Raw genomic sequence first — 22,249 nt, 5'->3', positions numbered from 1 at the left:
TCCTTATGCGAAGTTGCATGACCGCTCTGGTCAGCCGGATTGTGTAGCGGAAATTCTCCATCCGCGTCAGAGCGTTGCGTGTTCTCCCGCATCCGCAGGCGGATCAACCCAAGGGCCAGCAGGCGGCAAAGCTCGGCGCGGCGTTCCATGGGTGCCATCAGGTTTGGGTTTAGCGGGTTGGGACCGCATGACCGGGATCTGCTCATTCTGCCGCCCCCCCGGCGGCTGCGCAGTGGGCAAGGGAAAGACCGATCCAGCCACGTGCCCTGTTGACAGTGGTTTGCCGAAAGCCGCGCTGACGCAAAGCGTCACCTAAAGATTTGGCCGACCCGACGGGATAGCCGGTCTCCTCAGCCCAGGTTCTCCAGTTCGAGAACAGGGTTTTCGCCGTGGCGCGCAATTGTGGACCCTCAGAGCATTTTTCGGCGATCCACTGTCCAACCACGTCCTCTTCAGAGAAGTAGGCTTTGGCGGCTTCTAGGATGTAATCGGGTGGCGAAAGGCCAATGCGCAGCCAGTTCGCACAGCCTTCCAGCATCCAGATCAGGATACCGTCCCGCTCCATTCTGAGTTTTTCCTCAAGTCGCAAATCGCGGTCGGAGGGCGCGATGGTGACATTGAAAGGAACCAGGTGAAGCCGTCGCCGCATCGCTTCGCCACACCCCTCAAGCCGCGGGCGGTGATTGCCCGCAATGACCAATTTGAACTGTGGTATGAACTCGAAGTGGTCCTGGCGCATGAAGTTGGCGCGAATCTTTTCGCCGCCTGTAACGGTCTTGATGCGACCCTCGGCCCAGCTGCGGCCCTGTTCGGTTTCGGGCACCAGGACGAGACGTGCGGCGCGGAGCCCAGCCAATTCCGTGAGATGCCGCGTGCCTGGTGCTGACATGAAGGTGTCAAGCGTTGCAGTGGCAGCGTAGTCGCCGAGAACGTGAGCAATTGTGCTGAGAAACACCGATTTGCCGTTGGCCCCGTCGCCATGCAGAAAAGCAAAGCTCTGCTCGCGCGTCGAGCCGGTCAGACAGTATCCTGCCAGACGTTGAAGGTACCCAAGCAGGTCCATGTTGCCGCCGGTGATTTCGGCAAGGAACGTGCGCCACAAGGGGCAGTCTCCCGAGGGCGACGCTGATGTCATCTGGGTCAACATCAGCGTCGGATCGTGTGGCAGGAGCTCGCCGGTTTCGAGATCGATGATGCCTATGGGCGTGTTGAGCAGCATCGGATGCGCATCCCAATCGGACGTTCGCGTGGATATGCCCGGGTCGCTGGCCGCAATCCGCAAGCTGGCAGTGATTGTCCGGTCGCTGGAAATACGCCGGGCTTCCGGCGCACGCTCACAGCTGGATGCGATCGCGCGGCAGATCATGCGCACCGCCTCTCGGACTGCGCCGGTCTCATCGCGCGACCAGACCTGACCCGTCCATTGGAACCAGGTTCGCCATTGGGCGACATGTTTCAAATCGGAGCCGTGCTGTAGAGCAAGGCTCTCGGCAATGGCATCCTCGCTTTTGTCCGGAGCAATTCCCTGTTTTTCATTCTCACCCAAAGTAGAGGGCATGGGGCCGTTGCTGCGGATGTTCCGGCGCAACAGGGCCTGGAATTCGCGGTGGAGGCGTTCGTCTTCCCATGGAGGAACGATCATGGCAGCGTTGTGGTCCTGAACAGCTGACCAGGCGTCCTCAAGCGTGCAGGTTTTCCGTCTGGCATTGCGGATCCAGTGACCGATCACCTTGGACAGCGCCTTGAAACGGGTCATGTCGTCAACGCCGCCAGCATGGATCTGCCGGGTTGTCAGGCTCGCTGCATTTGGACCCGGCGTGCCATGTTGACCCGTGTCGATGTTGATCAACTCTTTCGTTAGCGAGGGCATATCTCGGGCGGCTTCCTCCAGGTCGGACAGTTCAAATTCGAGGGCGCGCGCTGCGAGGATTTGGACGGGTGCCTTGGTGCCGTTCTTGCCGTGGATCGTCCCTGCAACGCGAATGGGCTGTGCCAGGTTCTTGAATGACGCGTCGCCGCCGAGTTTGACCGCGAGGGTTTCGCGCAGGGCCCGAACCCCTTCGAGATCACTGCCGGAGGCAGCCTCCGTCAGTCCCCAGTAGAGATGGCGTTTCTGCTGCCCGGTTTCTGTGATCCCACCGGATGCGATCTCCAGCGTGGGAGCGCCCAAATGATGGATGGCATGATCCCGCTTGCCGACGATGTCGCCCGTGTCGAGGTCGATGACGACCACGGAGGTCTGGAGAATATTTTCGGCGCGGGCGGATGTGCCTGATCCGACAGTGCAGGGCACGACATAGACGCCACAGGTATTCTGCGCCGCCGAGCCCGCCTTGCCTGCCAGCAGAGCGGTCAGCTGATCTACATTCGGGAACCACTGTTTCGGTTTCTTGGGGGGAGTGCCGGTTTCGGCAATCATCCGGACTGGGACATTGCCTTCAATATACCGAAAGACGGTGTCGCAATAAATCTTGATGACCTCAACGTCGACCTCGGGCACAGGACAAATAGAGGTCATTCCCAGCCTCCGATGCCGCCACGGTGTCGGCGCTCAAAGTCCAGGATGTCCTGAATGCGATATCGGACGGATCCTCCGATAATGCTGAATGGTGGTCCCTCACCCAGGCTGCGCCACCTCTGCAGCGTGCGGCATGAGAGATCCCAATGGCGGGCCAGCGTCGCTTCGGTGACAAAGCTGGACGATGGTCTCTCATGGATGGGTATGTGTGTGTTCTTGCGCATCGGGCTGCCCTGACGGATTGCGGGTTTGCCCACAGGATAAAGGCCCCACGGGCACAATTCGTCGGTACCGGCGTGACAGGATTTGATGCTGGCGTGACTGACGAAGGTCCGGTTACGGCCATTTCGATGCCGTCAAGCCCCCGCGGCGTGACAAGAAATTTTACGACGTGACAATCACATCTGCCTAACTCTCGTCGAAAGAAACGAACGAATTACGATTCGTCTTCACTCACCGGGATGATTGTCGGCTCAAGACGATAGCCCTTTGATGGCCGGGTCTGGATGAACCGGTCCTTGCCCAGTTCCGTGCCGTGCATCATCTGGTAGCTCTCACTGAGTATCTGGCGGCACCGGGCCACCTGTTGCCGGATAACCGTCTTGGATACACTCTGGTGCGCAGCCAATGTGCCTGAGGCGACGTAGTGGTGATCTTCCGGGGGCAATCGGTTAGCCAGATCCTCCAGAAAGGTAGCCTTCAAGTCGGTCGGCAGTCTCGCCCGGGCGCCGGTCAGGACACAAAGCCCCTCTATCTTGACCACCGGGCGGCCATCTTCGTCCGCAAAGGCAACCCGAAGCGGAGCATCGGGGTCGGGAACCTGATCTGTTTTGTCAGCGGCGCTCGTTGCTGGAATGCGGGAGGTGGTCGGCTTGGGAGCCGTCAACACAGGGCTGACGCTGGATCCTGCTTGTGCAAGAAAGAGGGTGACGAGCGATGTGGCGGGCAATTTGCCATGAATGATGTCGCGCGAACGATCGCGCAGCACCTGTTCCAGCACCTGCTCGACATTTTTCCCATGCCGTTGGTGCATCGTGATGCATTGATCCAGAACCACCTGCTTGGATTCTTCAGGATGACCCACTGCGATACGCGCAAACTCGACGCCGAACTTCGTCACGAATGCGCGCGGATCGAGGTTCGACAGGCCGAGGGCATGACGGGTCCATTCGACGGCCATGGTCCGCGAACTCAGCTTGTCGCGACCACCAACGAGCACATCGGTGCCGTAGTCTTCGTTGAATTCGCATTCTTCCAAGCCCGCCGCCAGAAGCGCGAAGCGCCGGTCGAGGCATTGCGAACATGTCCCGCAATGGGTGTGCTGCGTTGTCTGCTCGCGGATACTTGTGCAACTTACGCTGACCGGAATTTGGTTTTGCCCGCCATTTTGCGCGATGCGCTCAACAACATCTCGCTTGGTCAGCCAGCGATACTGGTTGTCGATAGGGATGTGGCCGGGGCCAAGCAGCTCCATGAGTGCGTTGAGCTTCCGGAGAGACAGCGGATGGGTCGTCCGCGTGGCCATCGTGCCCACAACCTGCGGGCTGATCGGCAGATTGTGACTGATCACCCCGTTCTCATAAAAACTCAGGCGTCTGGCGCCAAACGACCGTGCCACCAACTGCCCGAGTGCGGCAAACAGGAAAGACCGGGAGCGCTGCGACGAGTCGCTGGCCTCCTGACCGTTGCGGCGCGCCTTGACATGGACATGCAGGACCCGATCAGGGAATCTGTCCGTAAGATACCGGCCAAGCTTGACTTGGCGCGGGATGGCCTTTTGCGCAGAACGATGGGTTAGAAGGATGACTTTCTTTTGGGACGCGGTCAGCGCTTCCAGAGCTCCGGCGAATGAATCCAGATCGCCGGAAAACAGAACGACCTCCTCGGCGTCGAAGGTCGCGCCGGCAGGGTCGAGATCAAGGAAAGGTTGCCGAGCCATGTCGAGCGGCTTCCGATCGAAGGCAAAGCTCACTTGATCCTCGGTCAGGAAACTGACTGCGTCAGTCAGGGCGTCCAGGACCTCCCGACGGTTCCAGAATTCCGGATTTCTGACCGGGATCGTGAATTCAAAAGTTCGCCGCCAGTCCTCTCCCATACCGGGTCGGGTTGCTCCGCCACGCTTCACGGCACTGTCCGCGGCGAAGACCGTTGCAGCGATCTCCAGCAGATCAATGTTCAGTGGATCGAGTTCTGTCCGACATCTCGCGCGGATGAGATCGGTTTGAAGCTCAAACGTCTTCTGAGGACCCTCGAACCGTACCCGGATCGGGTCCTGTCTCGCACCGGCCCTGACGACAGCCTCACGCACGATGCACCAGCCGTGTTCTCAGGTCATCGACGATTTTCTTCAAGGCGACGTGGCCAAACCGCGCCGCCTCAATGGAACTGAAGCCGCCGTCGCGATGCAGGGTCTTGCCATACCACCCGCCGGAAAACTCCCGAATGATGCGCGTGGATTCCCATGCAAAATGGTCCAGTTCGCTCTGGAAGGCTTGTCTTGCAGACACATTTTCAAAACGACGTCCGTTGCCGATCTCACCGTCAAGCGTGCGATCCAGCCAGTAGGACAAAGTCCCTGCTGCCAGACTGCCGAAGAAGCTTCTCGTGTATTCGGCGACGCTCTTGTTCCAGGACAGGTTGCGGGCGGCCGCCTGAACATCCTCGGGGGTCGCTGCGAACAGCCCGGGCAAGGCATCCCCAATGGCTGTGGTCAGCGTGGCTGATAGGGCCCTTGAAGCAAGTTCGCCAAGATCGGTGTGTCCGCCATGCGTTGCCCGAACCTGATCCAGCCGCCGGCTGGTTGCAGTGACAATGTCGAGCAACTCGGGCCCGTGTGGGACCGCCATTTCCTGCGATCTCAGGGCATCACCAAAATCGGGTGCCCGCGCGGCGGCCGGGATCGCCAGTAGCAGGCGAACAGCTTCGATGAATACCGGATCATTCGTGGCGCAAAGCAGTTCCTTTTCTGCCGCCCGCGCACTGGCTGCGAATACTTCATGGCTCGCGGCAGGCCCTGCAAGCAGTTCTGCTACATCCTTCCAGTACCGCGTCCGTGGCAGTACGCCGAGCGTCGTGTGACCCATGTGCCCGCCGCCTCAAAACCCTGGGTGTTCAGTACACTCGACGATTGATCACCATGTCAAACATTCCTGACTCTGGACATCTACGCCGCCCTAGCCCCTCGGCTGCAACAGATGCAACAGATGTTACAGACGAACACGTTGTTCTCTCACACGCGCGCGTGAGAGACTTAATGAATTCATGTGTAACATCTGTTGCATCTGTTGCGGGCGACGGGATTTTACAAACGGGGCCGGACCAAAGTCACGGACTGATTTCTGTCGTGGGTCACGGCCGCGAAGTCAAAGAGCGCCGCTCCAGGCGGCAATTGTGTCCGTCGACGGGCCGGGAATCCTACACATGATCGGCGGCACGGAGCCCGTCCATTCTTGCGCGGTGTTGCCGTCTCCTTGCGCTAGCGGCGAGCTGCACGTCCGCGCGGCTCCTCTGCAGAACTGTCGGCTCTTGTCGTTACCTGGCGAAAATTGTCAATCTTTCAACGAGTTATCCGCCCTGATATACTGCGCGCAAGGTGGCCGGAAACGGCAGGTCAATCAAATGGCGGGGGTCATGGCAAAGCGTAGGGACGATCAATTCGACGGGATGGCGGCAGCGGGCGCTCGTGTCATCGCGCAGCGGGCGGTCTCAGATCTGATCCCCTACGCCAACAACGCCCGGACCCACAGCGAGGCCCAGGTGGCACAGATCGCGGGGTCGATCCGGGAGTTCGGCTTCAACAACCCGGTGCTGGTGGATGGCGCGAACGGCATCATCGCCGGGCATGGCCGGGTGCTGGCGGCGCGCAAGCTGGGGCTGCCGAGCGTGCCGGTCATCGAGTTGGCCCACCTCACCGACGCGCAGAAGCGGGCCTATATCCTTGCCGACAACCGACTGGCCGAGAACGCAGGCTGGGACCGGAATCTGCTGTCGCTGGAACTGGCCGACCTCAATGATCTTGGCATTGAGCTGGGTGATCTGGGCTTTGACGGCGCGGACCTGGATGCGCTGCTCGGCCATGGCGAGGCGGATGTGCGCGAAGAGGAAACCCCGGAGGCACCGGTCACCCCGGTGTCGCGCCCCGGCGATCTCTGGCACCTCGGAGCCCACCGTCTGCTTTGCGGTGATGCCACGGATCCGGATGCCGTCAATCGCCTGCTGAACGGCGTCATTCCCCATCTGATGGTCACCGATCCACCGTACGGCGTGGATTACGATCCGGCTTGGCGCAATGAAACCGGCGCGGCAAAGACCAAACGCACTGGCAAGGTCTTGAACGATGACCGGGCCGACTGGCGCGAGGCATGGGCGCTGTTTCCCGGTGACGTCGCCTATGTCTGGCACGGCGCGTTACACGCCGGCACCGTGGCCGAGAGCCTTGTTGCGAGCGGCTTCGACATCCGGTCGCAGATCATCTGGGCCAAGGAACGGCTGGTGCTGTCGCGTGGGCATTATCATTGGCAGCATGAGCCCTGCTGGTACGCCGTGCGGAACAAGGGCAACTGGTCCGGCGACCGCAAGCAATCGACGCTCTGGACCATCCCGAACCGCGATCAGGACGCGCAGACGGTGCATGGCACGCAGAAGCCGGTGGAATGCATGCGCCGACCGATGCTCAACAATTCCAGCCCTGGGCAGGCGATCTATGAGCCTTTCGCCGGGTCCGGCACCACGTTGATCGCCGCCGAAAGCACCAAGCGGGTCTGCCTGGCGATGGAACTGGACCCGGCCTACGTCGATGTCTGTGTGATTCGCTGGCAAGCCTACAGCGGACAGCAGGCGATGCTGGACGGGACTGACGGCAGTTTTGCCGAGGTCATGGCCGAAAGGCAGGAGGTCGCGGCATGAGCCAGTCCCGGGCCCTTTCAGCCATCGAGGCCAGCGTAAACGTCCTGGTCGGCTGGTGCGCGGCCTTCGCCATGCAATTGCTGGTCTTTCCGGCGGTCGGCCTGCAAGCAGACCTCGGGCAGCATGTCACGCTCAGTCTGATCTTCACTGCGGTCTCCTTCCTGCGCAGCTACGTCCTGCGCCGTGCCTTCGCGAGGCAAAGCTGATGGCGCGTCCGGCCATCGCCTTGACCGATGATCAGGTCTGCGAGGTGGAGACCCTCGCCGCTCTTCTGAACCTGGATCAGGTCGCAGATTACTTCGGCATCTGCCGCAACACCTTCCGTGCCATCTGCAATCGCGACGAAGAAGTTGCTGCCCGGTATAAAAGAGGCAAGGCCAAGGCCATCGCCCATGTGGCCAACGGGCTGCTGCAAAAGGCCTGGGCCGGCGACACAACCTCCTCGATCTTCTATCTCAAGACACAGGCTGGCTGGCGCGAGGTGGCGACGCCGGAGGACGCCGGGGATGACTATGCTGGCATGTCCGACGAGGACCTGATCACACGCTTCCATGTCGTCCAGGCCGTCTTTTGCGAGGCCGTGGGGCAGCCAGATCCTCGTCCGCTCGACCCGCCGGACACACGGAAGGCCGGATCCTGATGGGCCGGAAACACAAGCCGACGCCGCACACGTTGGCCGGGACCTCGCTGTCGTCCCTGCCCCGCTGCCCAGCGCATTTGAACGAAGTCGCACACAAGGAGTGGCGCCGCCTGGCCACGCCGCTGTTCGAGGCAGGCATCCTGACGCTGGCGGACCGGGCGGCGCTTGCCGCCTATTGCCAGGCCTATGCCCGCTGGGTCGAGGCGGAGGAACGGCTTAAGGAAACGCCCGCGCTGCTCAAGACGCCCAGCGGCTATGTCCAGCAGTCGCCTTGGCTGACCGTGGCAAACAAGCAGATGGAACTCATGGCGCGCTACATGTCGGACCTCGGGATGACGCCGGTAGCGCGCACGCGGCTTGGGCAAAGTCCCGAGAGCCAGAAACCCGAGCCCGTCACCTTCGTCTGGCGCACAATTATCAATTCCGGTGAAGATCCGCCGGATGAGCCGATCGAACACGTCAAGAGCCTGTCGTTGCCGACGAAAGACGCCTGAACGTCACCTCTGCCGACTACACTAACGCGCTGATCCAATGTACAAACCTACCAAACGAAGGTTGCGCAGGTCTGCACATGAACGCCAGGATCATCGCCTACGAGCGGGTCTCGACCGCAAGACAGGGGCGATCGGGGTTGGGGCTGGAAGCACAGCGCAGCGCCATCGACGCCTTCGCGGTGTCACGGTCTGCCGAAGTCCTCGCCCGCTTCACGGAGGTTGAGAGCGGCAAACGCAACAACCGCCCGGAACTGGACAAGGCCCTCAACCTCGCCCGCCTGACCGGCGCCACGCTGGTCATCGCCAAGCTCGACCGCCTCAGCCGCAATGCCGCCTTCCTGCTGACCCTGCAGGCCAGCGGCGTCTCCTTCCTCGCCTGCGACATGCCCGAGGCCAACGACCTGACTGTCGGCATCATGGCGCTGGTCGCCCAGCAGGAGCGCGAGGCGATCTCCAGACGCACGAAGGAGGCTCTGGCGGCGGCGAAGGCCCGCGGCGTCAGACTGGGAAACCCCAACGGTGCAGCGGCCCTGAGACGCGCCGGCAAGGGCGGAACCGCGCTGCAAGAGACCGTGCGCCGCAACGCCGACGCCTTCGCCGAGGATCTGCGCGAGGTGGTCACAGCCATCCGGAACGAAGGCCACACCACCCTGCGCTCTTTGGCTGACCAGTTGAACACCCGAGGTATCCGGACCCGACGCGGTGGACGCTGGCATGTCTCGACCGTGCGCAACCTGCTGCGGCGTATACAAAGCGCCCCTGCCACTGGCCCGATCGCGTGATCCCTCTCCACCTTCGGGCCCGGCCCATGATAACAGGGCAGAAAAGAAACACGATCGAGGTCAGACCATGAGCAGAATAATCGTCCAATCCCTTTGCGCACTTATTCTAGTCGCAGGTTGCAGCGTGACGGGTGGCCCTGTGGTGGTTCAGGGCGCCGGGTCGGACGACCTTCTGAAACTGCGATACGGTCCCGGGCTTGGCTACAAGGTGAAGCTGGGTTTGCCAGACGGCACCGAACTGGTGCGCCGCGACTGCGTGACCGAACTGGGCCAACTCTGGTGCCGAGTCTCGCTCGCCAAGGCACCCAACATCACCGGTTACGTCTCCGCCGACTATCTATCGACGCCGTGAGCCTCGACTGCGTATTGGGAATGCACCTCAGCAGCGGCCGCCAGCTTGTCTGCATATGTCGCCCATTGTCGAAAAATGACATTATTGCAAGAGCTTGCCGCTCGGGGTAATCTGACGCGGACCCTGGGGGTGGGTCTATCTCTGGAGGTTTTCGGCCGGGACCGGCGTGGGGACCAAAACGCGCATTTTGCCAGAATTCGAAGTGGGGGTGAGAGATGCGCGGACGCAAACCGAAACCCAGCGGCCTGAAGCTGGTCACCGGCACCGAGCGCGCAGATCGTGTTAATCCCGATGAGCCGCAGCCTCCCCGCTCCTGTCCGGAGCCGCCGGGTCACCTGAAAGCCGAGGCCCGCGCGGAATGGGACCGGGTCTGTGAGCAGCTCTGCGCCTTGGGCATCCTGTCCCAAATCGACCGCGCGGCCCTTGCCGCCTACTGCCAGGCCTACGGCCGCTGGGTGCAGGCCGAAACCGCCCTCGACGCAATGGCTAACCGCGATGCCGTGACCCACGGCTTGATGATCCGCACCCAGAGCGGCAACGCCATCCAGAACCCACTGGTCGGCACCGCCAACAAGGCCATGGCCGACATGATGCGCTACGCCGCCGAATTCGGCATGACCCCCAGCGCCAGAACCAGGATCCGGGCCGAGTGTGAGGGCAGACCTGAAGGCTCAGTGCTGGCTGAGTGGGGGCTTTGACGAGCAGCAATCCAGTGCGTCGGCGCCGCGCAGGCCCAGAAGCATGTCCCCCACAACGAGGCTCTTCGGATCCTAGACGGGGCTGTGCAGCTCTCCGTCCTTGATCGCGATCTGACCGCGCCACCCGACAACCCGACCGATACATCGTCGCTTCGGGCGCAATGGGAGGCCGAGCGGTTGCAAACTGATCATCGCGCTGTTGGGACCGCACGACGGCCCACATGACAAACCGTCTTTTTCAGGCGAGCAGAAATTGGCCACGTGGGGTCGGACGATTTGGCCCTTCCCCAAGGTCAGCACGCCCTCGCGGCCGAACTGCTGAACCTGACGCTCCGAGAGATCCAGTTAGGCTTTTTCCCGCGCTCGGGCTTCAAGTAAACCGACCTCAGCCCGCGCGGTAAGGCGGAGAGCGCTTCCCGATCGGCGCGACGACCTTCGCCGAGGATACGCCACGCGCGCGAAGTCCCTGCACAAAGCCGGATCATGAAAGGCGGGGGAGCGGCCGGAGTGGCGACACTGGCCGCCAAAGCGATAATCGAAGGTTCAAACACTGGCGGGAATGTGGTCAGCCGCGCTTGCGCCGCCGCTTGCTCGCAATCGCCAGCCCACCTATCCCGGCAATCAGCAACAAGCCGGAACCGGGAACCGGAACCACAGCCATCCCATCATACTCGACGATGGAGAAACGAACGTAGTTGTCCGGCAAATCAGCCCATTGCGTGCCATTTACCCACCCAACCAGATTGTTCTTACCAGTGTTATTTTCTGGTGCGCCAATACTCCAATTCTGGCGGTGTCCGCAAAGCGTGTTGGTTCGCGCTTTGTTCTGATGCGTCAGTGAGGTATGCTGAGGCATCCCAAGCTCCAGGAGACCCGCCATGCCTCGCTTCGATCCGGCTGAATTCGGCTGTCTGCTTGCCCGCCTGACCCCGCAGGAGCTGCGCCAGGCCGAGGACCTCGTTGCCGATGCGCGCAAGCGTGCCGAGGCCGTCCTGGAGATCGACGCGCGGGCCGATGCTGGCGGCCCGGCAGCGTCCTGCCCGCGCTGTGGGGGTGACGCGCGCACCCGGTGGGGTCGGACCAGAACAGGCGCACAGCGATGGAACTGCTCGGGATGCGGAGTGACGTGGTCAGGCCGCAGCGGCACGCCGCTGGCCCGGGTACATCGCCCCGACCTGGTGTGCGCTGGCGCGTGACATGATCGAGGCGCCGCAGCCGATGTCCTGCCGCCGCGGGGCCGAGGTGCTGGGTGCGTCGCGTCACAGCATCTGGCGCTGGCGGATGGCGATCATCGGCGCCCTGACGACAGAGCCTGACGACAGCCTTGCCGGCATCGTCGAAGCCGACGAAGCGCATCAGCGCGAGAGCCGAAAGGGGTCGCGCGAGTGGGTCCGGCACCAGCGCGACCCTGCCAACCACCCGGCGCCGCCGCGCCTGCGGTGGCGGGCCTATCGGCGCAGGGGCGGTTCGGCGGGAGTGCCTCCGGGCGGCTGGCGGTCCTGGGAGAAGAAGATCCTCGCGGCAACCGATCGCGCCGGCCACCGGGCTTTCGAGGCCATTGCCGACGCGGGCCGGGCGGCGATCTCCGGCGCCCTTCTGCCCGTGATGGCGCCGGACGCGGTGCTCTGCACGGACGGGTTCGTCACCTACGAGCGGATCGCGAAGGACGCGCACATCCCGCACTTCGCGCTCAACGCCGGGCTGCGGACGAAGCGCACCCCGCGCAGCCACCACATCAACACTGTGAACGCTCTGATCAGCCGGTTCCGCGCCTTCACGCAGCCCTTCTGCGGGCCCGCGTCAAAGAACCTTGCAGCCTACGGCCGATGGCATGCCGCCCGAAACAACGCGGTCCGCTCCTACCTTCATGCGCTCAGGCTGATGCTCGCTTCAGGCCCTCGCGCCAACACGGTTTGCTGACACCGCCCAGCGGCTCGTTTCCATTGCTTCGGTGAGATCGTGTCAGGAGGGCAATGGATGTTCGAGATTCAACTGGATATACTTGACGACGGCAGATCGCGATACTTGGCAGGGTCGGAAGCAATAGCAGTGCTTTGTTTTCGAGGTGTAATTGCGGCATTGCCGATGTCTGCGATGGACGTGGCACCAAGTTGCCCCATTGCGCGGTGCAGTTCCAATGTCAGGATCTCAACAGCACGATCCGCGCCCGCAGTCCCCCCGGCGCCAACACCAAAGGCCAAGGCCCGGCCAGTTAGTGCGAAATGCGCGCCAAGCGCTTTCGCGCGTATCAGGTCTGCCCCGCGTCGCACGCCGCTGTCGAGCAGGATCTTGACTCGCCCTCCAAGAGCCTCGGCAATGGATGGCAAGACAGCGATGGTCGGGGGGCCGAAATCGACCTGCCGACCCCCATGGTTCGAAACCACGATCCCGTCGCAGCCCAGTTCCGCACAACGAAGGGCGTCGTCAGGGTGCAGGATGCCTTTGACAAGCAGCTTGCCTCTCCAGCGGTCGCGCAACCGCCCAAGGTCCTGCCAGGTGAACCTGGGCGTGATCAGGGTCTTTTGCACGTCGGCGTAGGATGTCGCGCTTTGTAGCAGGTCGGCATAGTTGGCGATGTTGGGTTTGCCGTGGCGGAGGCTGGCGAGCGACCACAACGGACGTGCCATCAGTTGCATCACGACCTCCGGCGTGAACCGGAATGGCACCGCCAATTGATTGCGAATGTCGCGGTCGCGCTTGCCGGCCGCGGGAACGTCTGCGGTGACCATCATGACCGGATATTGCGCGGCCTCTGCGCGTGCGATCAGGCTTTCCGTGACATCGGGATCGCCCGAAACGTAGAGTTGAAACCAGCCGTTGCCCTCTGCCGCCTCGGCCAGCCGTTCCAGCGTGGTAGACGCAGCTGAGCTGGCCACATAGGGGATGTTATGACGCTTGCAGATCCGCGCGAGCGAGAGGTCGGCATCGGGCCAGAAGGCGTTGAGCATGCCGATGGGCGCCATGCCGAAGGGTGCGTCAAAGGTTTGCCCGAACAGTGTGGCGCGCGTGTCGATCGCCCCGACGTCGACCATGTATCGTGGGGTCAGTTCGATCTCTGCGAAGGCTTCCAAATTGCGGCGCAGGTTGCGTTCCGACTCCGCGCCGCCATCGACGAGATCGAAGGCGAAGCGCGGAATCCGGCGCTTTGCCAAAACCCGCAGGTCTTCGATGGAGGCGGCGCGGTCGAGGTTGGGCAGCAGTCGCATCAGATCGACCAGCCACCGTCGACGGCAAAGGCCTGCCCGGTGGTGAACGCCGCACCGTCACCGGCAAGATAGCAAACCATTTCGGCAATTTCCTCGGGCTGGCCAAGCCGACCCATCGGTTGCCTTTCCTTGAAGGCTGCCAAGGCCTTGTCGAAGTCCCCGGTCGCCGCTAGCCGATCATTAAGTGAGGGGCTTTGTACCGTACCGGGGCAGATCGCGTTGCAGCGGATGCCGTCCTTGACGAAATCTGCAGCGATGGACTTGGTCATTCCGATGATCGCCGCCTTGGAGGCGCCATATGCGAAACGGCGCGGCGCGCCTTTCTCGCTGGAAACGATGGAGGCGATGTTGACGATCGACCCGCTGCCGCGCTCCAGCATACCAGGCAGGACGGCCTTGGTCAGCCGGAACATCGCCTTGGCATTCAGGCCGAAGCTGCGCTCCCAAGCGGTATCGTCACAATCGAGGATGGACCCGTCATGCACCCAACCTGCGCAATTTACGAGAATGTCCGGCTGCGGTGCCTCCGCGATCAGGGCAGCGACAGCGGCAGGGTTCAGCACGTCCAGCCGGTGGGCGTCGATCCCGGACTGTTCGACGGCAAGGCTCTGCAATGCGTCCGCGTCGATATCCGTTGCGATGACCTTTGCGCCCCGTTGCGCCAGGGCGACCGCGGATGCGCGCCCGATTCCTGCGCCTGCGGCAGTGATAAGGGCAGTCTTGCCCGAAAACGTTTGTTCCATAGCTCTCTCCCTCAGCGCGCCAGCCAGCCGCCATCGACCGTCACGCAACTTCCATGGCAATAAGATGCCGCGTCAGAGGCCAGAAAGACGGCTGCCCCGGCGATCTCCGACGGCTCGGCGAACCGCCCGGCGGGAATGCGGTCCAACAACGCCTTTGACCGATCCGGGTCATCGCGCAGGGCCTGTGTGTTGTCGGTTGCGGTATATCCGGGCGCGATGGCGTTCACGTTCACGCCCATGGACGCCCACTCGTTGCACAGGGCCTTGGTCAAGCCGAGAACAGCGTGTTTGCTGGACACGTAGGCCGGGACCCGCAGACCGCCCTGGGACCCGAGGACAGAGGACACAATCACGATCTTGCCGGCGCCCTGGGCCACCATCCGCTTGCCGGCGGCTTGACTCAGCAGCCAGACAGAGTCGAGGTTGACCGACAGGACCCGTCGCCAATCGTCGAGCGGCATGTCCGTGGACTCCTCGCGGTGGATGATGCCCGCATTGTTGACAAGAATGTCCAGCCCGCCAAGCGCGTCGGTGGCGAAACGGATCACGTCTTCGGCGGACGACTCGGTCATGCCGATGAAGTCCGCCTGCACAGCGGCGGCCTCGCGGTCCAGCCCCTCGATCTTGGCGATTGTCTCTTGCGGCGCGTGACTTCGGTAGGTCAGCGCCACATCCGCACCGGCGGCGGCAAGGGCAAGGGCGATGCCCTCACCGATGCCGGTCGCCCCGCCGGTGACAAGGGCCTTGCGGCCGGTCAGGTCGAACGGATTGCCCATGGATCAATACCGGTTCGCAATGGGGAGGTCCTCGGCGGGGAAGAGGCTGATCACCTCGCAGCCGGTTTCGGTCACGACGACCTCTTCCTCGATCCGGGCCGCCGAATAGCCGTCCGTCGCCGGGCAGTAGGTTTCCAGCGCAAAGACCATGCCGGTCTTGATCTCCATCGGGTGATCCAGGCTGATCGCACGGCTGATGATCGGCCGTTCGTGCAGCGCCAGGCCCAGGCCGTGGCCGAACTGCAGGCCAAAGGCCGCATCCTCGTTCGGGAAGCCCAGGGACTCGGCGGTCGGCCAGACCTCGGCCACCTTGTCGGTGGTCACGCCCGGCTTGATCATCGCGATCGAGGCGTCGATCCATTCCCGCGCCTTCACGTAGGCGTCGTTCTGCGAGGGTGTCGCGCGGCCCACGTTGAACGTCCGGTAGTAGCAGGTGCGATAGCCCTGGTAACTTTGCAGGATGTCAAAGAACGCCTGGTCGCCGGGCCGGATCAGCCGGTCGGTGAAGTTGTGCGGATGCGGGTTGCAGCGTTCGCCCGAGATCGCGTTGATCGCCTCGACGTCGTCCGAGCCCATCTCGTAGAGCATCTTGTTGGACAGCGCGACGATGTCGTTCTCACGCACGCCCGGCTTCAGCTCTTCGTAGATCATGTGATAGACGCCATCGACCATGGCGGCGGCCTGTGTCAGCAGCTGGATCTCGTCCCAGTTCTTGATCTCGCGCGCCGACAACATGATCTGCTGGCCGTCGACCACGTTGATGCCCTCTTCCTTAAGGGCATGGAACATCGCGGTTTCGGCGTAATCCACACCCACCGGCATGCCCGCCATGCCCGCGTCCTTGATCAGCTGGGCGATCATTTTGGCGTATTTCTGCATCAGGCCGAAATCGGGCGGGATGGTGCCGCGCATGCCGACCACGCCGGCCAGGCAGTGATCGGGCTCGAGCCAGTCGGAGTGCCGCTTGTGGTGTACCGCGGCCGAGCCGAAATCCCAGACATAGGGGCTGTCGTCGCCGGTGAGCAGGCAGAAGCGGCACATCTTGTCCCGCTCCCATTCGCCGATCTTGGTGGCGGTGACGTAACGGATGTTGTTCACGTCGAAGAGCAGCAGCGACCCGGCCTGGGAATTCTGCAGGGACTGGCGCGTGCGGGCCAGGCGATAGCGGCGCAGGCGGTCATGGTCGATCCGGCGTTCGAAATCGACCGAGGTGTGACCCCAGGCGGGCAGGCGCTCGCGCCATTCCCAGTTGGGTTCAAGGTCCTTGGGGGTCAGCAGGTTCGGCATCAGGGCGCGTGACATGAGTGGCTCCTTCGGGTCGCGCGGGCGGCCCGTTCATCAGGGTGAAAATGGCAGGAAAGGGGCGGCGTTACTGGATGCACCAACCGCCGTCGACGTGGACCATCTGGCCCGTCATGTAGTCGCTGTCGTCACTGGCAAGGAAGGACGCGGTGCCGGTGATGTCCTTGGGATAGGAGACGCGCTTGATCTGCAGGGCGTCGCGGACAATGTCATCGTAGGCCTGTCCTTCGCGCTCTTTGAAGCCGATATCGACAAGATCCTTGTCCAACTGCTCCCACAGCGGCGTGACCACGACTCCGGGCGCGTAGCCGTTGACGGTGATATTGTGCTCGGCCAGCCCCAGCGCGCCGCAGTGGGTCAGCGCGAGACAGCCGTATTTCGACGTGCAATAGACCGTCACGTCCACCAGCGGTTTGCGCGAGGCAATGGAGCCCACGTTGATCAGCTTGTAGGGATGATCCGCCATCGGGCCCTGCTTGATCATCTGGCGGGCGGTCTCCTGCATGCCCAGCCACATCGCCTTGGTGTTGACGTTCATGATCATGTCCCAGTTGTCTTCATCGATATCCATGAAGAACCGGGGCTTGTTGAGGCCGGCGTTGAACAGGCCGACGTTGATCGAGCCGAAGGCCTCGACCGTGGCGGCGACGGCGGCGGCGTTGTCCGCGCGCTTGGTCACATCCATCTGCACGCCGATCGCTTTTCCGTTGTCGGCGGCGTTGATCGTCTCGGCCATTTCCTGTGCCGCCGCGCCGTCCAGGTCGCCAAGGCAGACGTTTGCGCCCTGGGCCGCAAAGGATTCGGCGTTGGCCGCACCCATTCCCCGGGCCGCTCCGGTGATCAGGATATTCTTGCCTTTCAGGCGGTTGGGGTCCATGAGTCTCTCCTCCTCGGATCAAGTTGTCCCGGTTTGTTCGAGCAGGGCCTCGGCCCTGCTCTGGGCGCGCTGCAATGCTTCGCGCGGCGGGATCAGCCCGCGCAGCATGTCGTGCAGTTCTTCGCCGCAGATCTGGATGATGCCGGTGATTTCGGGCACCGGCGGACGCGGCCAGAACTGCAGCTCATCGCGCCATGACATGGCATCCACCGCTTCGAAGATCGGCGAGGCGCGGCGCACCTCGGCATCGGCGGCAACCGAGTAGCGCGGATTGGTGCGGCTGCCGTTCTGAACGTAGAGTTTCTGCGCCTCCGGGCTGGTGAAAACGCGCAGCGCCTCGGCCGCTGCAGGCAGGCGCTCTGGCGCGATGTTGGCCGGGATGCCCATGACGTATCCACCGACAGGCGCGACATTGCCTGCCCCCGGGCCATGCGGATGCGGCAAGTAGCCGGTCTGACCAAAGGCGGGGGACGACGGGTCCAGCTCGAAGTAGGGGGCCAGCAGGGTATAGCCGTAGGCCATCGCGATTTTGCCCGCCGCATAAGGGCGGACACGTTCGTACCAAGACATCGACAGGATATCGGGCGGCGAATAATCAAGCAGTTCCAGCAGGTATTCTGCGGCTTGCAGCCCTTTGTCCGTGTCGATGGTGATCCGGTAGGCCCGGTCCGCCAGGGCATCGGTGTCGAATCCGCCCGCGATCTCGGGCAAATCCAGCACCGGTTGGCCGAAATCCGACAGCGTCATCAGGAAGGTATGTCCCAGAGCCGTACCACGGGCGGCATTCCAGGCAATACCGTACCGGCCTTTTTGCGGCGCGTGCATGTGCCGTGCCGCTTTCAGCAACTGGTCAGTCGTCGCGGGTGGCTCCAGTCCTGCTTTGGCAAAGAGATCGCGCCGGTAGAACAACAATTCAGGCGTGGTCTGCGCGGGGACGCCATAGGAGCGTCCGGCCCAATGTGCCGCTTTCCAGCCGGCTGTGTGAAAATCCGCGGGGTCCAGCTTTTCGACATCCATCGCCTCGTCCAGCGGCATCAGCACGCCCTTGGCGGCAAACTCTCCGACCCAGGGCAGGTCCAGCGCGATGATGTCGTAGCGGCTGGCCTTGCGTTCCGCATTGCGCAGCGCCTCTTCGCGCAACCGGTCGATGGAAAAGGCGCGTTGATGAATCTGGGTGCCGATCACCTGTTCGAATTGCCGTTTCAGGTTTTCCATCACCATGAAGGTCGGATCGCCATGCACCAGAACGCGGATCCCGCCCGCCACTTTCAGCGGTTCCGGCAAGACCTGGATCGGTTGGATCGAGCGGGTCGTCATGTAGGACCCGCCGAAATAGTAGTCGCGGTCCTCGGCCGTGCCGGCTTCGGTGCCAAAGTAGGTCTCGGTCAGCCTGCGGATGCGCCCTGCCACCCGCGCCCATTGGTCCAGCAGCTTGTCGCTGGGGTGCATCGAAAAGCTTTTGCCTGATTTCGTCCTTGGGCGCTGGTCGATCAGGCCTGCGTCGATCATCTCCTTCAGGCGCCGGTTCGCCGTTGCGTAGGGCACGTTCGAGGCGGCGATCAGCGACGTCGGCGTGATGATCTTTGCCTCCAGATGCCCCTTGATCACATGCAGCGCCATGCGGAACACCGGATTTGGCGCGTTCAGTTCGATCGCGGCTTCCAACTCGGCCTCGCATTCCTCCAGATAGGCAAGAATGCCCAGCATCTCGCCGGTCGCCGGTTGGGACTGCATCCGGTCTTCGGTATGAGGGCCCATGGCATTCATCTGTCGGGTCGACGCCTTTCCTGCGGTTCGCGGGTCATCGTCCGCCGAACTGTTCAAATCGGATGTTCCGGACCGGCGCATCGCGATACCTCCTAAAGTGTTCAAAATGGCTGACGCAGCGTAGCGCCAAAGTATCCAGAATGGACTTTGTTTTGTCCATTTTGGACAATTTGAAAGGGTGTCGAAGGGCGCGAATGGCTCACATTCACTGCAATCGTCCGGTGCGCCGGATGATGATTCCCCCGGGAGGTGGGGGATTGGACGTCTATGACAATCCGGGAGGAAACTGGAATGAAACTTCGTACCGTACTCTGCGCAACCGCAGCGTCTCTAGCACTGTCCGGCGCAGCCTTTGCCGAAAGCCATGCCAGCTACAAGATCGGCATCACGCAGAACAACGTCGGCGTGGACAGCTATCAGACCACCTATGAAAAGGCCTTCATCGCCGCGGCAGAGGCCAACCCCAATGTCGAGGTCGTCGTGCTGGACGGCGGCGGCGACGTGGCCCGCCAGATCGCCCAGATGGAGGATCTGATCCAGCAGGAAGTTGATGCGATCATCATCTGGCCGACGAATGGCGAGGCCGTGATCCCCGCGGTGCGCAAGGCGCACAAGGCCGGTATCCCGGTCATCGTTACCAATTCCAACATTGCCGACGCCGGGTTTGACTTTGTCAGCTCCTTCTCGGGGCCCGACAACATCACCCAGGGCGCGCGGTCGGCCGAGATCATGTGCGACAAGTTCAAGGACATGGGCATCGAGGATGAGGCGCAGGTGGTGCACATCACCGGCCAGCCGGGCTACACTACGGCAATCGAGCGCGCGAAGGGCTTTGACGACCGTCTGCCCGAGGTCTGCCCGAACGTGACCGTCTTGGAAACCCAGCCGGGTGACTGGAACCGCGAAAAGTCGCAGCAGGTCATGGAGGCCTTCCTCGTCAAGTATGACGATATCGACGGCGTCTATGCCGGTGATGACAACATGGGTGTCGGCGCCTTGAATGCGGCCAAGGCCGCCGGCCGTGACGGCATCATCTTTGTCGGCGCCACGAACTTTGCCGTCGGCTACGAGGCGATGGAAGCGGGCGAGTACTGGGGGTCGATCTACCAGTCGCCGGTCGATGACGCCGAGGCGGCGCTGAAAACCGCGCTGGACGTTCTGAACGGCGAAGACGTGCCGTTCCTGAACTACTTCGATACGCCGAAGATCACCCAGGACAACATGGGCGATTACACCAAGCCGGTCTTCTGAGACCACTTTGGAAACCGGGCGCGGTCTGCCGCGCTCGGTTTTTTACGACAATTCAAGACATTTTTGGGAGATCGCCATGGGCCGCGTGTCTGGACGATCCTGCATTGTCACCGGGGCGGCCCAGGGGATCGGGCGTGCCATCGGCGAGGCTTTGCTGGACGAGGGGGCGGATGTCTGCTTTGCGGACATCGCCGAACACAAGGTTGCCGAGGTGGCCGAGGCAAACCGGCCACGCGCCGCGCAGAACGAGGCCCAGGTGACATACGCCCATGTCGACGTGACCGACCGGTCCGCCGTTCAGGCCATGATCGCCCACACGGTGGAAATCTTTGGCAAGCTGGATGTGAAATTCAACAACGCCGGCGTGAATAGGCCGATGAACTTCCTCGACGTGACCGAGGACAACTGGACCTTCATCATGAACGTAAACGGCCTGGGATGCCTGATCGGCATGCAAGAGGCCGCCCGGCAATTCATCCGGCAAGGCTCTTCCGGCAAGATCATCAACACGGCCTCCGTCGCCAGTCGGCAGGGCTTTGACAATGTCGCGCCCTATTGCGCGTCGAAATGGGGCGTGGTTTCGCTGACGCAATCCGCGGCGCGGGACCTTGCAAAACACGATATAACGGTCACGGGCTTTGCCCCGGGCGTGGTCGCGACCGAAATGTGGGAGCAGGTCGACCGCGATCTCATGGACATCGGCGCGGCACAGCGCCCGGGACAGGCGATGGAGGCGTTTTCCTCGGACATCCTGAAGGGCCGCGTCGCGACACCTGCAGATATCACCGGGACGACCACGTTCCTCGCGTCGAAGGACAGTGATTACATGACCGGTCAGATCGTCATGATCGACGGCGGCATGACATTGGTCTGAGGTCCGGTCGAAAGGAGCGGAAAGCGAAATACTTGCCGGACAAATTGCACACGGCCAACGACCTTAGGGAGGGGATCATGGCTACACTCACCAGACAACAGATCGGAACCGTTCTGGCCCGTCAGGGCATCCTGATTGCCTTTGCGGTCTTCATGATCGCCTTTACCCTCGCCAACCCCAAGTTCCTGACCGTCGACAATCTGTTCAGCGTTGTCCGCTCGTCCGCGATCCTAGGGGTCATGGCGCTGGGCGTGACCTTTGTAGTCATCAGCGGCAACCTCGATCTTTCGGTCGGGTCGATGATGTCCTTTTCGACCATCGTCGTGCTGGACCTGCATGACAAGATCGGCCCGCTGCTGGCCATTCCCGCCATGTTCGGCATGACCCTCTGCCTGGGGGCTTTCATCGGTTTCCTGGTGGGGTATCTCAGGCTTAACTCGCTAATTGTTACGCTGGGGATGCTATCGGCGATCCACGGGCTGACGCTGACCTATTCCGGCGGTCAGAACATGGACATCGCCGACAAGGAAGGCACCTGGTTCGCCGTCTTCGGCCAGGGCTCGGCGCTAGGCATTCCGGTACCGATCCTGATCTTCGTGGGGCTGGCAGCCCTGCTGGGGCTGGTGCTTGCCAAGACCGCCTTCGGGCGCAAGGTCTATGCGGTGGGCGGCAACGGGACGGCGGCGACCTTTTCCGGCATCCGGCGCGCCCGAACGGTCTTTACCTGTTACCTGCTTTCGGCGGGCTGCGTGGCAACGGCCGGCGTCATGCAGGCCAGCCGCTCGCTGGGGTCGCAGAACACGGTCGGGCAAGGGATGGAACTCGAAGTTCTGGCGGCGGTGATCCTTGGCGGTGCATCGCTTCTGGGCGGGTCCGGCACGATCTTCAAAACGGTGATCGGGGTCCTGATCCTCGGGTTCATTCAGAACGGCCTGCTTCTGCTGGGGCTGCAATTCTACGTCCAGTTCGTTGTGACCTGGATCATCATCATCCTAGCTGTCTGGCTCGATATCGCGGCCAAGCGCGGCAGGCTCTGGTCATCGATGGCGTAAGGGGAGGGGAAA

The 22,249-nt window shown here is 62.5% G+C and carries 23 protein-coding genes; 13 read left to right on the top strand and 10 right to left on the bottom strand.

Features of this window, described 5'->3' with window-relative positions:
- Positions 1–202: 202 nt before the first annotated feature.
- From VOI21_RS21330 to VOI21_RS21320, 3 genes are all read right to left on the bottom strand, one after another.
- Positions 203–2,518, bottom strand: a complete 2,316-nt coding sequence (locus VOI21_RS21330; RefSeq protein ID WP_323771981.1) for a phage/plasmid primase, P4 family — start codon at positions 2,516–2,518, stop codon at positions 203–205.
- Between the two features lie 436 nt (positions 2,519–2,954).
- Complete coding sequence (locus VOI21_RS21325) at positions 2,955–4,826, bottom strand: hypothetical protein (RefSeq protein ID WP_323771980.1); 1,872 nt, start codon at positions 4,824–4,826, stop codon at positions 2,955–2,957.
- Entirely contained in the window at positions 4,819–5,601 is a 783-nt protein-coding gene (locus tag VOI21_RS21320; protein WP_323771979.1) for a hypothetical protein, read from the bottom strand. The genes VOI21_RS21325 and VOI21_RS21320 overlap by 8 nt, the downstream gene beginning before the upstream one ends.
- 580 nt (positions 5,602–6,181) lie before the next feature.
- Here VOI21_RS21320 and VOI21_RS21315 point away from each other — a divergent pair.
- From VOI21_RS21315 to VOI21_RS21280, 8 genes are all read left to right on the top strand, one after another.
- On the top strand, positions 6,182–7,423 hold the full coding sequence (locus tag VOI21_RS21315; RefSeq protein ID WP_323772000.1) for a site-specific DNA-methyltransferase: 1,242 nt from the start codon (positions 6,182–6,184) through the stop codon (positions 7,421–7,423).
- Positions 7,420–7,629 (top strand): hypothetical protein, encoded by a 210-nt coding sequence (locus VOI21_RS21310; protein WP_323771978.1) that lies wholly within the window; start codon positions 7,420–7,422, stop codon positions 7,627–7,629. Before VOI21_RS21315 ends, VOI21_RS21310 begins: the two co-directional genes overlap by 4 nt.
- The gene (locus tag VOI21_RS21305; RefSeq protein WP_323771977.1) at positions 7,629–8,063 is read left to right on the top strand and encodes a hypothetical protein; all 435 of its coding nucleotides are present in this window, start codon (positions 7,629–7,631) and stop codon (positions 8,061–8,063) included. Before VOI21_RS21310 ends, VOI21_RS21305 begins: the two co-directional genes overlap by 1 nt.
- A complete protein-coding gene (locus VOI21_RS21300) occupies positions 8,063–8,557 on the top strand; it encodes a phage terminase small subunit P27 family (protein ID WP_323771976.1) in 495 nt (164 codons plus the stop codon). The genes VOI21_RS21305 and VOI21_RS21300 overlap by 1 nt, the downstream gene beginning before the upstream one ends.
- Positions 8,558–8,634: 77 nt before the next feature.
- Entirely contained in the window at positions 8,635–9,339 is a 705-nt protein-coding gene (locus VOI21_RS21295) for a recombinase family protein (RefSeq protein WP_323771975.1), read from the top strand.
- 67 nt (positions 9,340–9,406) lie between these two features.
- Positions 9,407–9,691: an SH3 domain-containing protein gene (locus VOI21_RS21290; protein WP_323771974.1), complete on the top strand. Its 285-nt coding sequence runs from the start codon at positions 9,407–9,409 to the stop codon at positions 9,689–9,691.
- A 215-nt stretch (positions 9,692–9,906) separates the two neighbouring features.
- Positions 9,907–10,389: a phage terminase small subunit P27 family gene (locus VOI21_RS21285; RefSeq protein ID WP_323771973.1), complete on the top strand. Its 483-nt coding sequence runs from the start codon at positions 9,907–9,909 to the stop codon at positions 10,387–10,389.
- Positions 10,390–10,473: 84 nt separating this feature from the next.
- Positions 10,474–10,614, top strand: a complete 141-nt coding sequence (locus tag VOI21_RS21280) for a hypothetical protein (RefSeq protein WP_323771972.1) — start codon at positions 10,474–10,476, stop codon at positions 10,612–10,614.
- A gap of 340 nt (positions 10,615–10,954) precedes the next feature.
- Here the strand turns inward: VOI21_RS21280 and VOI21_RS21275 are convergent, their stop codons facing one another.
- Positions 10,955–11,245 carry a VPLPA-CTERM sorting domain-containing protein gene (locus VOI21_RS21275; protein ID WP_323771971.1) on the bottom strand — a complete coding sequence of 97 codons (291 nt, stop codon included), beginning with the start codon at positions 11,243–11,245 and terminating at the stop codon, positions 10,955–10,957.
- A 22-nt stretch (positions 11,246–11,267) separates the two neighbouring features.
- Here VOI21_RS21275 and VOI21_RS21270 point away from each other — a divergent pair, with 22 nt between their 5' ends.
- Complete coding sequence (locus VOI21_RS21270; RefSeq protein WP_323771970.1) at positions 11,268–11,585, top strand: transposase-like zinc-binding domain-containing protein; 318 nt, start codon at positions 11,268–11,270, stop codon at positions 11,583–11,585.
- A 1-nt stretch (position 11,586) separates the two neighbouring features.
- Entirely contained in the window at positions 11,587–12,309 is a 723-nt protein-coding gene (locus VOI21_RS21265) for an IS1595 family transposase (protein WP_323771969.1), read from the top strand.
- A 68-nt stretch (positions 12,310–12,377) separates the two neighbouring features.
- Here VOI21_RS21265 and VOI21_RS21260 read toward each other — a convergent pair whose 3' ends face one another.
- From VOI21_RS21260 to VOI21_RS21235, 6 genes are all read right to left on the bottom strand, one after another.
- The gene (locus VOI21_RS21260; protein WP_323771968.1) at positions 12,378–13,595 is read right to left on the bottom strand and encodes an alpha-hydroxy acid oxidase; all 1,218 of its coding nucleotides are present in this window, start codon (positions 13,593–13,595) and stop codon (positions 12,378–12,380) included.
- The gene (locus VOI21_RS21255) at positions 13,595–14,338 is read right to left on the bottom strand and encodes an SDR family oxidoreductase (RefSeq protein WP_323771967.1); all 744 of its coding nucleotides are present in this window, start codon (positions 14,336–14,338) and stop codon (positions 13,595–13,597) included. The genes VOI21_RS21260 and VOI21_RS21255 overlap by 1 nt, the downstream gene beginning before the upstream one ends.
- 11 nt (positions 14,339–14,349) lie before the next feature.
- Positions 14,350–15,114: a glucose 1-dehydrogenase gene (locus tag VOI21_RS21250; RefSeq protein WP_323771966.1), complete on the bottom strand. Its 765-nt coding sequence runs from the start codon at positions 15,112–15,114 to the stop codon at positions 14,350–14,352.
- Between the two features lie 3 nt (positions 15,115–15,117).
- Positions 15,118–16,416: a Xaa-Pro peptidase family protein gene (locus VOI21_RS21245; protein WP_323771965.1), complete on the bottom strand. Its 1,299-nt coding sequence runs from the start codon at positions 16,414–16,416 to the stop codon at positions 15,118–15,120.
- 67 nt (positions 16,417–16,483) lie between these two features.
- The gene (locus VOI21_RS21240) at positions 16,484–17,293 is read right to left on the bottom strand and encodes an SDR family NAD(P)-dependent oxidoreductase (RefSeq protein WP_323771964.1); all 810 of its coding nucleotides are present in this window, start codon (positions 17,291–17,293) and stop codon (positions 16,484–16,486) included.
- Positions 17,294–17,311: 18 nt separating this feature from the next.
- Positions 17,312–19,060 (bottom strand): extracellular solute-binding protein, encoded by a 1,749-nt coding sequence (locus tag VOI21_RS21235; protein ID WP_323771999.1) that lies wholly within the window; start codon positions 19,058–19,060, stop codon positions 17,312–17,314.
- 291 nt (positions 19,061–19,351) lie between these two features.
- Here VOI21_RS21235 and VOI21_RS21230 point away from each other — a divergent pair, with 291 nt between their 5' ends.
- From VOI21_RS21230 to VOI21_RS21220, 3 genes are all read left to right on the top strand, one after another.
- On the top strand, positions 19,352–20,311 hold the full coding sequence (locus VOI21_RS21230; protein WP_323771963.1) for a sugar ABC transporter substrate-binding protein: 960 nt from the start codon (positions 19,352–19,354) through the stop codon (positions 20,309–20,311).
- A 76-nt stretch (positions 20,312–20,387) separates the two neighbouring features.
- Entirely contained in the window at positions 20,388–21,185 is a 798-nt protein-coding gene (locus VOI21_RS21225) for an SDR family oxidoreductase (protein ID WP_323771962.1), read from the top strand.
- Between the two features lie 77 nt (positions 21,186–21,262).
- On the top strand, positions 21,263–22,237 hold the full coding sequence (locus VOI21_RS21220; RefSeq protein WP_323771961.1) for an ABC transporter permease: 975 nt from the start codon (positions 21,263–21,265) through the stop codon (positions 22,235–22,237).
- Positions 22,238–22,249 lie beyond the last annotated feature (12 nt).

This window comes from Antarctobacter sp., assembly GCF_034670325.1.
In the GTDB taxonomy this organism is placed as follows: Bacteria; Pseudomonadota; Alphaproteobacteria; order Rhodobacterales; family Rhodobacteraceae; genus Antarctobacter.
The sequence above is the reverse complement of the archived record's forward strand: the minus strand, read 5'-3'. Positions and strand labels throughout refer to the sequence as shown.

Coding starts and splice junctions, on each gene's coding strand:
- VOI21_RS21220 (WP_323771961.1), top strand. CDS start 21,263: ATGGCTACACTCACCAGACAACAGATCGGAACCGTTCTGGCCCGTCAG.
- VOI21_RS21255 (WP_323771967.1), bottom strand. CDS start 14,338: ATGGAACAAACGTTTTCGGGCAAGACTGCCCTTATCACTGCCGCAGGC.
- VOI21_RS21295 (WP_323771975.1), top strand. CDS start 8,635: ATGAACGCCAGGATCATCGCCTACGAGCGGGTCTCGACCGCAAGACAG.
- VOI21_RS21315 (WP_323772000.1), top strand. CDS start 6,182: ATGGCGGCAGCGGGCGCTCGTGTCATCGCGCAGCGGGCGGTCTCAGAT.
- VOI21_RS21250 (WP_323771966.1), bottom strand. CDS start 15,114: ATGGGCAATCCGTTCGACCTGACCGGCCGCAAGGCCCTTGTCACCGGC.
- VOI21_RS21300 (WP_323771976.1), top strand. CDS start 8,063: ATGGGCCGGAAACACAAGCCGACGCCGCACACGTTGGCCGGGACCTCG.
- VOI21_RS21320 (WP_323771979.1), bottom strand. CDS start 5,601: ATGGGTCACACGACGCTCGGCGTACTGCCACGGACGCGGTACTGGAAG.
- VOI21_RS21265 (WP_323771969.1), top strand. CDS start 11,587: ATGATCGAGGCGCCGCAGCCGATGTCCTGCCGCCGCGGGGCCGAGGTG.
- VOI21_RS21290 (WP_323771974.1), top strand. CDS start 9,407: ATGAGCAGAATAATCGTCCAATCCCTTTGCGCACTTATTCTAGTCGCA.
- VOI21_RS21305 (WP_323771977.1), top strand. CDS start 7,629: ATGGCGCGTCCGGCCATCGCCTTGACCGATGATCAGGTCTGCGAGGTG.
- VOI21_RS21270 (WP_323771970.1), top strand. CDS start 11,268: ATGCCTCGCTTCGATCCGGCTGAATTCGGCTGTCTGCTTGCCCGCCTG.
- VOI21_RS21275 (WP_323771971.1), bottom strand. CDS start 11,245: ATGCCTCAGCATACCTCACTGACGCATCAGAACAAAGCGCGAACCAAC.
- VOI21_RS21260 (WP_323771968.1), bottom strand. CDS start 13,595: ATGCGACTGCTGCCCAACCTCGACCGCGCCGCCTCCATCGAAGACCTG.
- VOI21_RS21285 (WP_323771973.1), top strand. CDS start 9,907: ATGCGCGGACGCAAACCGAAACCCAGCGGCCTGAAGCTGGTCACCGGC.
- VOI21_RS21245 (WP_323771965.1), bottom strand. CDS start 16,416: ATGTCACGCGCCCTGATGCCGAACCTGCTGACCCCCAAGGACCTTGAA.
- VOI21_RS21225 (WP_323771962.1), top strand. CDS start 20,388: ATGGGCCGCGTGTCTGGACGATCCTGCATTGTCACCGGGGCGGCCCAG.
- VOI21_RS21330 (WP_323771981.1), bottom strand. CDS start 2,518: ATGACCTCTATTTGTCCTGTGCCCGAGGTCGACGTTGAGGTCATCAAG.
- VOI21_RS21310 (WP_323771978.1), top strand. CDS start 7,420: ATGAGCCAGTCCCGGGCCCTTTCAGCCATCGAGGCCAGCGTAAACGTC.
- VOI21_RS21230 (WP_323771963.1), top strand. CDS start 19,352: ATGAAACTTCGTACCGTACTCTGCGCAACCGCAGCGTCTCTAGCACTG.
- VOI21_RS21235 (WP_323771999.1), bottom strand. CDS start 19,060: ATGAATGCCATGGGCCCTCATACCGAAGACCGGATGCAGTCCCAACCG.
- VOI21_RS21240 (WP_323771964.1), bottom strand. CDS start 17,293: ATGGACCCCAACCGCCTGAAAGGCAAGAATATCCTGATCACCGGAGCG.